The following is a 12,685-nucleotide window of genomic DNA, read 5'->3' on the forward strand; positions in this document are numbered from 1 at the left end:
ACTGCGTGTCGCCTTCGCCTACCCCCTGCCGGGGGCAACACCAGCGGCCGGGCAAAGCCCGTTCCGCGGTGTTTTATGAGCAGAGTGCAACTGCTTCTTCAACCGAACAGGAATTGCGGCGTTCCGTCGGCGCTTTCGACCTGCTGGCAGGGCATGCGCCAGATCTGCTCGATCAGCGGCGGCTGGAGCAGTTCGGATGCGGCGCCTCGGTGCATGCCGCCTTGGCCGTCGAGTATCAGCACCTCATCGGCATACCTGCGGGCCAGATTCAGGTCATGCAGCACTGCGATCACGCCCATTCCTTCACGGCTGCGGTCTCGCAGCAGTCGCATGGCGGCATGCTGGTGCGCAAGATCGAGGGCGGCGGTCGGTTCGTCGAGCAATAGCCAGCGCACGGCGCCGTCGGGAAGCGACGCCCAGAGTTGCGCGAGCGCACGTGCAAGGTGGACGCGGGCCTTCTCGCCGCCTGAAAGGCTGTTGAGGACGCGATCGGCCAGCGCCGAAACGTCGGTCAGCGTCATCGCTGCGGCGACGATGGCATCGTCGTCCTGTGCCGGAATGCTCTGGAATCCCCGGTGCGGGTAGCGCCCCAGCGCCACGATTTCCCCGGCAGTGAAATCGAACGCCACTGCGCTCTCCTGCGGCATCAGTGCGCGGCGTCGCGCCAGCGCAACCAGTGCGTGATCGGCGAGCGGCCGGCCGTCGAGCCGCGCTTCGCCCTGCGTCGGCACGCGCTGCCCGGCGAGCACGGAAAGCAGCGTCGATTTGCCTGCGCCGTTCGGCCCGAGGATGGCGGCAAAACGGCCGGGCTGGAATGACGCGGTCGTCGATGCAAGCAATACCTTGTCGGCCATGCAGACCGAAACGCCGACGCATTCGAGCGCCCGACTCACATCCGTCCCCGAAAGTGCCGAAGCATCAGCAGGAACATCGGCGCGCCGATGAAAGCCGTCAGTACGCCCAGCGGCAGTTCGGCTGGGGCCATCGCGGTTCGCGCGACCGTGTCGGCCGCGAGGATCAGCGCCGCGCCCAGCAGCGCAGAAGCCGGCAGCACGATGCGATGGTCCGGCCCGGCCAGCATGCGCACCCAATGCGGCGCGATCAGGCCGACGAAACCGATGATGCCGGTCGTCGCCGTCACCGCACCGACTGCAAAAGCCGTCACCAGAACCGCCCTCCGCTTGGTTCGCTCCACGTCGACGCCCAGCAGCGACGCCTGCGATTCGCCCAGCGCGATGGCATTCAGCGGTCGCGCGAGCGCCATGCCGGCGACCAGCGCGAGCGCGACCACAGCCCCGACCAGCGCCACCGCGCTCCAGCGCGCGCCGCCGAGGCTGCCGAGCAACCAGAACTGCAGGCTGCGCAACTGTTCGTCGGTCGCCATCACGCTTAAAAAGCCGAGCCCGGCACCGGCCAGCGCGTTGATCGCGATGCCGGCGAGCAGCATCAGCGCCATGCGCGTACCGCCGCCGCCCTGCGACAGACCGTAGATCAGCATCGTCACGAGAAAGCCGCCGCCGAACGCCGTCGCCACCAGCGTCCAGCTGCCGAGCGTGCGCGGCAGCGCAGGGAGGAACGCCGCGCCGAGCACGATCGTCACGCCTGCCGCAAGCGCGGCGCCGCTGCTGATGCCGATCAGTCCGGGATCGGCCAGCGGATTGCGGAACAGCCCCTGCATCAGCGCGCCCGAAAGTCCGAGCCCCGCGCCGGCGGCCACACCGAGCAGCAGTCGCGGCAACCGGATGTTGACGAAAACCATGTGCTCGGGCGACGGCCTGTCGGTGCCGCGCCAGAGATCGCCGGCCACGCCGAGCAGTTGCGATGTGCTGATCGCATAAGCGCCGGACGAAGCAGCAACGACGAAAGTCACGATCAGCAAGCCGACGCCCGCACCGATCACCGAACGTCCGGACCAGCGAGAACGGGTCGACCGCATCGACCGACTCACGCCGCGCGCAGTTGCGCGTGCAGCGTGCGGATGGCTTCCGGCAGACGCGGGCCGAAGCCGAGCAGCAGCATCGCGTCCTGCACGATCAGCGCGCGTTTGCCGAAGGCGGGCGTGAGCGCCAGTTCGGGACGTTGCCAGAAGCGGTCGACGCCGCCCTGCGCCTCGATGCTCTGCGTGGTCGTCACGATCACGTCCGGTGCGGCCTTGGCCAACGCTTCGGCCGTCATGGGCCGGTAGCCGTTGAAGCCGCCCATGCAGTTCACGCCGCCGGCGAAACCGATCACGGCATGCGCCGCGGTCTTTTCGCCGGCCACCTGCGGACTGGCCGCTTGCGCCATCACGAAAAGCACGCGCGGCTTGCGACCGACCGTACCCGCGCCCGATGTCGCGGCGGCGATCTGCTGCTGCAGCGTCGCCCATTCGGCATCGAGGCGCAGCCTCAGCGCGCGGGCCTGCGTTTCGCGCGCGGCGAGCCGGCCGACGGCGTCGACCTTGCGCTGCACTTCGCCCCAGCTGTGGTCCGCCTCGATCAGCTCGACCTTGACGCCGGCCGAGCGCAACTGGTCGAGCACCACCGGCGGGCCGGATTCGGTCGTCGCAATCACCGCATCGGGTCGCAGCGACAGCAGACCCTCGGCGGAAAGCTGGCGCATGTAGCCGACCTTCGGCGTCCTCTGCGCCGCAGCCGGATACAGGCTGGTGGTGTCGGTACCGACCAGCTGCGACTCTGCGCCGAGCAGATAGGCGACTTCGGTGATGGCGCCGCTGATGGTGACCAGCCGCGGCGCCGACGATTTGCCCTGCGCCAGCGTCGATCCTGCGTACCCGAGCGCCGACGCCGATATCAGCCGCAGCGCGGTACGGCGCCCTGCCAGCCGATCGGGACGCGTCATGCCGACGCCTCCGTCGACACGCCGATGCGTTCGAGCGTCCGCACCACTGCGCGCCATGCCTCGCGCTCCGGCGCGCCGGGCTTGCGGGCACCGAAGAACATCGCCATCACGCCGCCCTCGCGGTCGAAGGCTTCGACCGATGTCACGATGCCATCGCTGGTCGGCTTCTCGACGATCCAGACCGCGTCGATCAGGTCTTCGCGCAGGTGCAGGTTGAAGTTCGGATCGAGCACGTTGAGCCACTGCATGCCGCGAATCTCCATCGGCTCGATGCGCATCACCGTGCCGGTGTGGATCTGGATGCAGCCCGGATTGCCCACGAACACCATGATCGGCACGCCGTCGAACGAAGCGGCATTCAGCAGATTGCGAACGGTGCTCGTCGGCGCGCGGTGCGTGAAGCGGCCTTCGGCCAGGCGGAACGCCTGCTGGCGCTCGACGCCGAAGTTCTTGAGCAGGCCGAAAAATTCGTGCGTGTCCTGCATCGCGCTCCAGGCGGTGCAGAAGGCGTCGGCGTCGATTTCCGAATCCGAACGAGGCGCTTTCGTGGGTTCCGGCGCGTCGAAAACCGGCGTCAGCGATGCGTCGGCATGTGCGTCGATGACGGCCTGCAGCGCTTCGCGGTCGGTGGTCTCGCGCGTAAAAATCTTGTGCACGGCCACGCCGTGGACATCGAAGAACTGCAGGCTCATCGAAGGCGGCAGGCCGGGATTGGCGGCCGCTTCGCTGACCGCGAAGCCGGCGTGCCACTTGCTGAAGAACAGCCGCAGGTCGATGTCTTCTCCCAACGCCAGGCCCATCGCGTCGCCGCCGGAGAGCTTCTGGTAGACCCCGGTCTTCTCGTGAACGGTCGATGCGTTGCGGGTCAGCGCCAGCAACGGCCCGCAGAACTCCAGCGCCTGCAGCAGCGCCAGCCAGGGTCCGCGCAACGGCGTCGCCCTCAAGGCGTGCGGATGCGTTCCGGTGTGTGCGGCAATGGCTGCGCCTTCGCTCAGGCCGAGCGACTCGGCCGCATCCTTGTGGCGCTGGCCACCGGCGCGCAGGGCGGCGAAACGGGTCGGAATGTCGGTGATGTTCATCGGTGCGGTCCTTGTGCAGTGGGGATCAGAAATCGGCCACGAGCGACACGTTGAAGTGGCGCCCCGGCTGGGTGTAGGCGTCGCGGGTGATCGAACTCGTCGCCACACCGCGTACATCGCTCCACATCCAGTACTTCCTGTCGGTCAGGTTCACGATCGACGCGTTCAGCCGCAGGTTCTTGCGGATGCGCCATTGCGCGCTCAGGTCGAAAGTGGTCGATGCGGGCGTCGCGAACTGGGTGGCCGAAGCGACGCGCGTGGCGGCGACGATCTCGCTGTTGTCGATGTCCGAGCCCTTCTTCGCCGAATGGCGCACGGCGTCCAGACGCAGGCTCCACAACGGCGCCTGGTACTTGATGCCGGCGTAGAGTTTCTGCGGATCGACGGAATTCAACGCCACGTCGGCGGTGCGGTCGCGTCCGCGTGTCTGGCCGTAGGCGAAGGGAAGCGAGAAGCCGGTGCCGTTCTCTGTCCAGTCCAACTCGCCCTTGAACTCGAAGCCGCTGATGCGCGCGCGGCCGATGTTCACCGACTGGTAGATCAGCGGATCGATGCGCGGAATGCCGCTGCCGCTCACCAGACGGTCGTTCTCGATCAGGTTCTTGTAGTCGCCGGTGAAGGCCGCAACGTCGAAGTTCAGGATACCGGTGCGCCCGCGCACGCCGAGCTCGAAGTTCTGGCTCTTCTCCGGCTTGAGGTTCGGGTTAGGAATCGTCTTGTAGCCGGAGGTCACGTTCTCGAAGAAGTTGTTGACCTGGAACGCGTTGGGCGCCTTGAAGCCCGCGGCGTAGTTGCCGTAGACGCTCCACTGCGGCGTGGCACGGAACAGAACGCCCAGTTTGGGCGAGACCGCCGAGTCCGACAGCGACACGGCCGTGGCGTTGAAGCCGGCCTGGTCGGCGTCGATGCTGAAGTGATCGATTCGCACGCCGGGCGTGATGCTCCAGCGGTCGTGGATGAATTCGTCCTGTACATAGAGCGCGCTGGTGCGCTCGCGTGTATCGGGAAAGCGCTTGAGCGGATAGGTTTCGCCGGCAGGCGGCACCACGCCGGTCTGCAGGTTTTCTATCTTCGCCAGCGTGTAGTCGACGCCGTAGGTGATGCGCTGCGACCAGTCATTGTTCAAGCGCAATGTCTTGTCGGCCATCAGTCCGAGCTGCAAGGTGTTCTCGTCGTAGGTGACGTCGCGCACACGGTCGGCAGAGGTGAAGCGGTCTTCGGCGATGTATTCGCGCGAGCTCGCTTTCTGGTAACTGATCACGGCCTGCAGGTTGTCGGCCAGCGCACTGTTCACCCGCAGCCGGCCGTCCCAGGTCAGGCGGTCGCGTTGCTGGTCGGTCTTGGCATCGAGGCCGATGACCGACGCGGCGGCGTACGGCGGCTTGGCGATGCCCGAGAGCAGGTCGTAGCGCGCGGTCTTCTCGACATGCTCGAAGGTGAAGGTGTGTTTCTGGTCGGCGTTGGGCGTCAGGATGACCTTGCCCAGCAATGAGTTGCCACGGTCGCGCTCGGGGTTGGGCGCGGTGCGGTCGGTGTTGGCGGAGAGATTCTTGCCCTTGTTTTCCAGCTCGCTGCTGCGATTCGCGTTGGCCGAAATCAGCCATTGCACCGTATCGCTCGCCTTCCCGGCCAGCGTGACGCCCGTGTGCCAGCCGTTGTCGTCGCCGCTGTAGCCAGCGCTGGCGCTGCCGCCGAAGCTTTTGCCGTCCTGCAGAAACGAAGCCGGCTCGCGCGTGATGAAGTTCACCAGACCGGCCAATCCATCGGACCCATAAAGCGCGGAAGCAGGCCCCTTGACGATCTCGATCCGCTCGACCAAGCCGATGTCGAAATAGTCGCGTCCGAAGGCGTTTGCGCTGAAGACGTAGCTGCGCGGACTGCGGATGCCGTCGGTCAGCAGCAGCACGCGATTGCCGTCGAGCCCCCGGATGTTGAAGCCGGCGTTACCGTCGCGCCCGGTGTTGCCGGAAGCGAGCCCGAAGCGTGCCGGCGCTCGCTTGACCGAAACGTTCGGCAGGTCGCGCACGGCATCGCGGATGTCGTTGATCTGCTTCGACTCGATCGTCTCGCGGTCGATCAGCTCGATGCTGGCGGCCAGATCGTCCTTCTTCTGCTCCGTGCGCGAACCGCTCACGACCACTTCGCCGAGCGCAGCAACGCGCGTGGCACCCGCCGCCGAAGACTGCGCATACGCAGGCGTCGTCAGACCCACGCCGGCTGCGATCAGCCAGGCGGCGGACACGCTGCAGCGCGCGAACGGCGGCAGTGAAGAGAGTCGAGGAGGAAGGAGCGAGAGATGAGCCAAGGCGAAGTCCAGGAAACAGTTGAATAGAACTGCTCGCTGGACTTGCCTGTCGCGCGGCTGCTGTGGCTGCGCATGGCATCTGGCTGGCGGTTGCCGGACTGCTGCCCGGGCCGCCGATTATATGAGAATAATTCTCATCTAGACCGCCACTCAGGCAGCGACGGCTTCTTCTTTTGCCTCTGCCGGTTCGGCGACCGGTGCCGGCGTGCGGATCAGGTGATCGAACGCACCGAGTGCCGCCTTCGCGCCGTCGCCGGCCGCGATGATGATCTGCTTGAACGGCACTGTCGTCGCATCGCCGGCAGCGAACACGCCCGGCACCGACGTCTGGCCGCGCGCATCGACTTCGATTTCGCCGTGCTTCGACAGCGCGACCGTGCCCTTGAGCCAGTCGGTGTTCGGCACCAGACCGATCTGCACGAACACGCCTTCCAGCGGTACGTTGACGCTTTCGCCGCCGACACGGTCCTTGTAGACCAGTCCGTTCACCTTCTGGCCATCGCCGGTGATTTCGGTCGTCTGCGCATTCAGGTGCACCGTGACGTTCGGCAGGCTCAGGAGCTTGCGCTGCAGCACGGCATCGGCACGCAATTGCTTGTCGAACTCGATCAGCGTCACATGACCGACCAGGCCGGCCAGATCGATCGCCGCTTCGACGCCCGAGTTGCCGCCGCCGATCACCGCGACGCGCTTGCCCTTGAACAGCGGGCCGTCGCAATGCGGGCAGTACGCCACGCCCTTGTTCTTGTATTCCTGTTCGCCCGGAACGTTGACGTTCCTCCAGCGCGCGCCGGTCGAGATGATGACCGTGCGGCTCTTGATCGTGGGGCCGCTTTCCAGCTTGACCTCGATGTACTCGGCGCCCGGCACGAGGGCCGATGCGCGCTGAAGATTCATGATGTCGACGTCGTAGTGGCGCACGTGTTCTTCGAGCGCGATCGCGAACTTCGGCCCTTCGGTTTCCTTGATCGATATGAAGTTCTCGATGCCCAGCGTGTCGAGCACCTGGCCGCCGAAACGCTCCGACGCCACGCCCGTGCGGATGCCCTTGCGCGCCGCGTAAACCGCGGCCGCCGCACCTGCGGGACCGCCGCCGACGATCAGCACGTCGAACGGTGCCTTCTGGTCAATCTTCTTTGCTTCACGCTCGACGCCGCTGGTGTCGATCTTGGCCAGGATTTCTTCCAGGCTCATGCGGCCCTGGCCGAACTCGGTACCGTTCAGGAACACGGTCGGCACGGCCATGATCTGGCGTTCCTTGATCTCGTCCTGGAAAGTGCCGCCTTCGATCATCGTGGCCTTGATGCGCGGGTTCTGGACCGCCATCACGTTCAGCGCCTGGACCACGTCCGGACAGTTGTGGCAGGTAAGCGAGACGTAGATCTCGAACTCGAAATCGCCGTCGAGTGCGCGGATCTGATCGATCACGGCCTGGTCGACCTTCGGCGGATAGCCGCCGACCTGCAGCAGCGCGAGGATCAGCGACGTGAATTCATGACCCATCGGCAGGCCGGCGAAGCGCGGGCCGTGATTTTCGTTGGGACGGTTGATGGAGAAAGAAGGTTTGCGAAAGATGTCTTCGCGGCTCTCGGTGAGCTTCACCAGCGGCGACGATTCGGCCACATCCTTCAGCAGCGCGAGCACGTCGCTGGACGCCTTGGTGTCGTCGAGCGACGCGAGAATTTCGATCGGTTGCGAAATGCGGTCGAGATAGCTTTTGAGTTGTGCTTTGGTGCCGGCGTCGAGCATGTGATTCACCTTGAGAATTTGAAGAAAAAAAGGCCCGGACGAACCCGCCCGGGCCTTGGGCACAGCGCTGTAGCTCTACAGCGCTGGTGCAGCGCCTGGGCGCTTAGATCTTGCCGACGAGGTCGAACGATGGCTTGAGCGTCTCGCCGCCTTCGTTCCACTTGGCCGGGCAGACTTCGCCCGGGTGGGCAGCGACATACTGGGCGGCCTTGACCTTGCGGACGAGGTCGCTGGCGTCGCGGCCGATGCCTTCGGCGGTGATTTCGATCGCCTGGATCACGCCTTGCGGATCGACGATGAAGGTGCCGCGGTCTGCCAGGCCTTCAGCTTCGCGCATGACTTCGAAATTGCGCGTGATGGTGCCGGTCGGGTCGCCGATCATCGTGTAGGTGATCTTGCCGATGGTTTCCGACGAGTCGTGCCATGCCTTGTGGGTGAAATGCGTGTCGGTGGAGACCGAGTAGATCTCGACGCCCATCTTCTGGAACGACTCGTAATGGTCGGCCACGTCACCGAGTTCGGTCGGGCAGACGAAAGTGAAGTCGGCCGGGTAGAAGAAGAACACAGCCCACTTGCCCTTCAGGTCGTCGCTCGACACTTCGATAAACTTGCCGTTGCGATAGGCGCTGGCTTTGAAAGGCTTGATTGCGGTGTTGATGACGGACATTGGATCCCCTGGGTTGGCTTGCTGCGCTGAAAACACAGCATGAAAGATAAGTGCGAGCCATTAGTATAACTACCAATATGTAATGTGAGATAGCCAAAAGCTATCAATTGCATTGGTCATACCTATAGAGATTTCAACGTCCTTCCGGACGTGTTCAGGTTCGCAGGCGCTCCACGTCGAAGCCGGCCACCCGCTTGTAGCGCGCAGCGATCTCTTCCAGCTCCGCTCGGGAAATCACATCCTCGACTTTTGAAAAGCCGTGCGGCGCGCGCTCTTCAGAGACCTGCATCACCTGCTCGGGGCCGTTGAGGCGGTTGCGCAGCACGATGCCTGTGGTCTTTGGCAGGCGGTCGGCCTCGTATTCGAGCAGCGCGTGCTCGATCGAACTCAAGCGCTTCTCGTGAAGCAGCCCCAGGCATTCCGCGAAGTACGCCGCATCGATGATCGCTTGCGCGCTCCCGTTAGAGCCGATCGGATACATGGCGTGCGCGGCGTCGCCCATCAGCGTAACTCGGCCGAAAGTCCACCTGGGAAGCGTGTCGCGGTCGACCAGCGGGAACTCGTAAACCGCAGCGGCGCCTTCGATCACCGCCGGAATGTCGATCCAGTCCCACTTCCAGTCTGCGAAAGCACCAGCGAAGACGGATTTATCGACCTTCCTGTTCCAGTCGCTGCGTGCGGGCGTGTCGCCCGGCACACGAAGCTCGGCGATCCAGTTGATGCGCGAGCGGCCTTCGCGGCGCAACGGTTCCGAGATCGGGTAGCAGACGAACTTCTGGTCCTGATGACCCGCCATGAACATCGTCCGGCCGTCGAGGAAAGGCGGCGCTTCGGTCACGCCGCGCCAGAGCATGCGGCCGGCAAAGCGGTTGGGCGCGTCTTCAGGGTAGAGGAACTTGCGCACCGCCGAATGGATGCCGTCGGCGCCGACCAGCACGTCGCCACGCGCTTCGACGGTGGAACCGTCCTCCCGTCGCAGAGTGACCGTGACGCCGCCGGCGTCCTGGACGAAACCGATGAACGAATGGCCGAGCCGGATGGCACCGACGCCCAGGCGCTCCAGCGCGGTCTGGTAGAGCAGCATCTGGAATTCACCGCGATGCACCGAGAACTGCGGCACCGGATAACCGGCAGCCAACCCGCGCGGCTCGCTCCAGATCGGCTGACCGAACTTGTTGAAATAGTGCAGCGACGAGGTTTCGATCGCTTTCTCGCCGACCGCATCGCGCAGCCCGATCGACTCGATCACCGCCACCGCATGCGGCAGCAGGTTGATGCCGACGCCGAGCGGGCGCATCTCGCGCGACGTCTCGAACACCTCCACCTCGATGCCCATGCGCTGGAGTTTCAGCGCCAGCACCAGTCCGGCGATGCCGGCCCCCGCGATCAGTACCTTCATATATGTCGACTCCTGTGGATCCTGGGAGAAGTGTGACCCCGCGAGGCACCTCGGCATGTCATCCCAGAGGTTGACAGCACTGCCTGTCATCCTCTGGGGGGACGCGAGCCTGCTGCCGGACGACGTATCGTCACGCCATGAACCATCGCGCCGGACCCGAAGCTTTTTCCCCGATGCCGCCCGCCCTGCTGCCGATGACGAAGATCGTGTGCGAGGTCGGTCCGCTGACAACCCTGGGCGCTGCACCGCGCGGCGAGCGTCGCTACGTGCCGCTCGGCGGCGGCACGGTACATGGGCCGGAATTGAACGGCCGGCTGGTCGAGGGCGGCGTCGACTGGCAACTGCTGCGCGCCGACGGCGTGCTGGAGATCGAGGCGCACTACGTGCTGCGCCTGGACGACGGCGCACTGGTGGAAGTCGTCAGCAGCGGTCTGCGCCACGGACCGCCCGAGGTGATGGCGCGCCTCGCCCGAGGCGAAGCGGTGCCCGCCGAAGCCTATTTTTTCCGCACCCTGATCCGCTTCACCACCGGCGCCGAACGCTGGAAGCATCTGAACGCGACCATGGCCATCGCCCGCGGAACGCGCGAGGCGACGCGCGTGCTGCTCGACGTGTATCGGCTGACCTGACGTCCCGGATTCAGGGTTGAGGGTTCAGGGTTAGCGCTAGCCGGCGCCCGGAAACACGGGTTTAAGCTCGAAAAAGAGTGCCTTCAGGCGCCTGCACCTCGGCTGGAGACACAAAAAGATGAATTTCCGGGGCCTCGAACCGGCCACCCGCACCTCGACGCACGATGCGCATGCCGCCATGGCGGACGTGATCGACGCGATGGGACGCGACCACTTCGCGTCCAGCGCGCTCGCAAGCCTTTCGCGCGCGATGGGCATCGGATCGTGGTCGGTCTACCGTCTCTGGCGCGACCGTCCGCCGGTGATGCATCTGTCGGCGAGCCGGGATCTGGTGGACACGACCGGCGAATGCTTCTCCATCTACCGCGACCGCCGGCTCTACCTGCGCGATTCGAGTTTCGAGGCGGTGCGGCGCGACGGCGTCACCGGCCGAGCGGTGATGCTGCACATGCGGGCCGAAGAAGCACCGAACACCGAGCATCGCGACGCCATCTACCGCAACCACGGCATGGTCGAGCGCGTGTCGGTCGCCCGGGCGGAAGCCGACGGTTCGCTGCTCGCCGTCAACGCCTACAGCCACGATGCCGCGCGCTGCTCCGGCGAGGCGATGGCCGAACGCTTCGGCGACATCGCATCGACACTGATCGCCGTTGTGGCCCGGCATGTCGAATGGACGGCTGCAGCGGTGGCCGCACCGCCGCCGAGCACGCGCGACGCGTTGCGGAACCGCTGCCCCGCCCTGACCGATCGCGAACTCGACGTACTGGAGCGCCTGCTGAAGGGCATCACCTACGACGGCATCGCCGCGGACATGCAGCTGAGCGTCTGCACAGTGAAAACCTACCGCGCCCGCGCATTCGAGCGGCTGGACATCCATTTCAAGAGTGAGCTCTTCGCGCTGTTCGTCGCGCCGACGCACGCCTGATCTTCGTCAATCGGCCTTGAATCCTGAGGCCTTGACCACCGCCGCCCAGCGCACGGCTTCGGCTTTCACCATCCGCTCGCTGTCGGTACGGCCAGTGCCCGACAGCGCGAAGCCGGCATCCTGCAGTACGCGTTTGACCTCCGTCGTCTGCATCGCGGCGACGGCAGCCTTGTTGAGCAGGTCCAGCGTGGCAACAGGCGTACCGGCCGGCGCGAACAGCGCAAACCATGCCGAAAAATCGACTTTCGGAAAGCCGGCCTCGGTCATGGTCTCCACGTCGGACAGCAGCGCCGAGCGCACGGCTCCGGTGGTCGCGAGGGCACGCAGCTTGCCGCCTCTGATCTGCGGCGCAGCCAGCGCCGTGGTTACGAAGGCGGCCTGCACGTCGCCGGCAACCAGCGCCGTGATGGCGTCGCCCGTCGCGCGGTAGTGCACCGGCTCGATCTTCAATCCGGCCTCGCTGGCAAACATCTCGGCGCCGAAATGTCCCGGCGTGCCGGCGCCGAAAGTTCCGAAGTTCACGCGATCGCCCTTGCCCGCGGCACCTGCGACCAGTTCCTTCACGCTGCGATACGGCGAAGTCACAGGCACCACGAGAATGAAGTCGGAACGCACCAGCTCCGAAACCGCAACCAGCTCGCGCGCCGGGTCGTAGGAAAGCTTCGAATACGACGCCGGCGCGATGCTGATCGAGCCGACTTCGCCGAGCAGCAGCGTGTAGCCGTCCGGCTGGCTTTTCGCGACCGCCTGCGCGCCGATCTGCCCGCCGGCACCGGCGCGGTTGTCGACCACAACTGGCTGCTTAAGGATGTCCGCGAGCTTCAGGCCGACGGTGCGCGCGACGACATCGGGACCGGTGCCTGCCGGGAAACCAACGATCAACCGGATCTGCCGGTCCGGGAAGGTGGTCGATTCGGCAAACGACGCGAAGGGCAACGCTGCAGCGATGGCTGCGGTGAGCGGAAGTGCAAGCAGTTTTCGGCGAAGCATCGATGTCTCTCCAAAGGCAGGAACGGGGTTTGCGAATGCACCGGAGTCTCCGCCAGGGCAATGGCCCGGATGTCATCTCAGAGGATGACATCCCTTCGAAC

Annotated in this window: 11 protein-coding genes; 2 read left to right on the plus strand and 9 right to left on the minus strand. The window is 65.4% G+C overall.

All coding sequences use genetic code 11. The features are described from left to right. Positions 1 to 98 precede the first annotated feature (98 nt). From ACSFA3_RS07295 to ACSFA3_RS07330, 8 genes are all read right to left on the minus strand, one after another. Entirely contained in the window at positions 99 to 893 is a 795-nt protein-coding gene (locus ACSFA3_RS07295; RefSeq protein WP_435504699.1) for a heme ABC transporter ATP-binding protein, read from the minus strand. After that, a complete protein-coding gene (locus ACSFA3_RS07300; protein WP_435504700.1) occupies positions 890 to 1,936 on the minus strand; it encodes a FecCD family ABC transporter permease in 1,047 nt (348 codons plus the stop codon). Before ACSFA3_RS07300 ends, ACSFA3_RS07295 begins: the two co-directional genes overlap by 4 nt. A gap of 8 nt (positions 1,937 to 1,944) precedes the next feature. Further along, a complete protein-coding gene (locus ACSFA3_RS07305) occupies positions 1,945 to 2,841 on the minus strand; it encodes a heme/hemin ABC transporter substrate-binding protein (protein ID WP_435504701.1) in 897 nt (298 codons plus the stop codon). Then, a complete protein-coding gene (locus ACSFA3_RS07310; protein ID WP_435504702.1) occupies positions 2,838 to 3,920 on the minus strand; it encodes a hemin-degrading factor in 1,083 nt (360 codons plus the stop codon). Before ACSFA3_RS07310 ends, ACSFA3_RS07305 begins: the two co-directional genes overlap by 4 nt. 25 nt (positions 3,921 to 3,945) lie before the next feature. Further along, on the minus strand, positions 3,946 to 6,162 hold the full coding sequence (locus ACSFA3_RS07315) for a TonB-dependent hemoglobin/transferrin/lactoferrin family receptor (RefSeq protein WP_435504703.1): 2,217 nt from the start codon (positions 6,160 to 6,162) through the stop codon (positions 3,946 to 3,948). 213 nt (positions 6,163 to 6,375) lie between these two features. After that, positions 6,376 to 7,974: an alkyl hydroperoxide reductase subunit F gene (gene ahpF, locus ACSFA3_RS07320; RefSeq protein WP_435504704.1), complete on the minus strand. Its 1,599-nt coding sequence runs from the start codon at positions 7,972 to 7,974 to the stop codon at positions 6,376 to 6,378. 103 nt (positions 7,975 to 8,077) lie between these two features. After that, positions 8,078 to 8,641, minus strand: coding sequence for an alkyl hydroperoxide reductase subunit C (gene ahpC, locus ACSFA3_RS07325; protein ID WP_435504705.1), 564 nt, complete (start codon positions 8,639 to 8,641; stop codon positions 8,078 to 8,080). A gap of 154 nt (positions 8,642 to 8,795) precedes the next feature. Then, positions 8,796 to 10,040 (minus strand): flavin-dependent oxidoreductase, encoded by a 1,245-nt coding sequence (locus ACSFA3_RS07330; protein WP_435504706.1) that lies wholly within the window; start codon positions 10,038 to 10,040, stop codon positions 8,796 to 8,798. Between the two features lie 173 nt (positions 10,041 to 10,213). Between ACSFA3_RS07330 and ACSFA3_RS07335 the strand changes: the two genes are divergently transcribed. Both ACSFA3_RS07335 and ACSFA3_RS07340 read left to right on the plus strand, forming a co-directional pair. Further along, entirely contained in the window at positions 10,214 to 10,669 is a 456-nt protein-coding gene (locus tag ACSFA3_RS07335) for a DUF3237 domain-containing protein (RefSeq protein ID WP_435504707.1), read from the plus strand. 118 nt (positions 10,670 to 10,787) lie between these two features. Further along, positions 10,788 to 11,594 carry a helix-turn-helix transcriptional regulator gene (locus tag ACSFA3_RS07340; RefSeq protein WP_435504708.1) on the plus strand — a complete coding sequence of 269 codons (807 nt, stop codon included), beginning with the start codon at positions 10,788 to 10,790 and terminating at the stop codon, positions 11,592 to 11,594. A 6-nt stretch (positions 11,595 to 11,600) separates the two neighbouring features. Here the strand turns inward: ACSFA3_RS07340 and ACSFA3_RS07345 are convergent, their stop codons facing one another. Then, complete coding sequence (locus tag ACSFA3_RS07345; RefSeq protein ID WP_435504709.1) at positions 11,601 to 12,584, minus strand: Bug family tripartite tricarboxylate transporter substrate binding protein; 984 nt, start codon at positions 12,582 to 12,584, stop codon at positions 11,601 to 11,603. Positions 12,585 to 12,685 lie beyond the last annotated feature (101 nt).

This window comes from Variovorax glucosi (genome assembly GCF_051216695.1).
In the GTDB taxonomy this organism is placed as follows: domain Bacteria; phylum Pseudomonadota; class Gammaproteobacteria; order Burkholderiales; family Burkholderiaceae_C; genus Variovorax.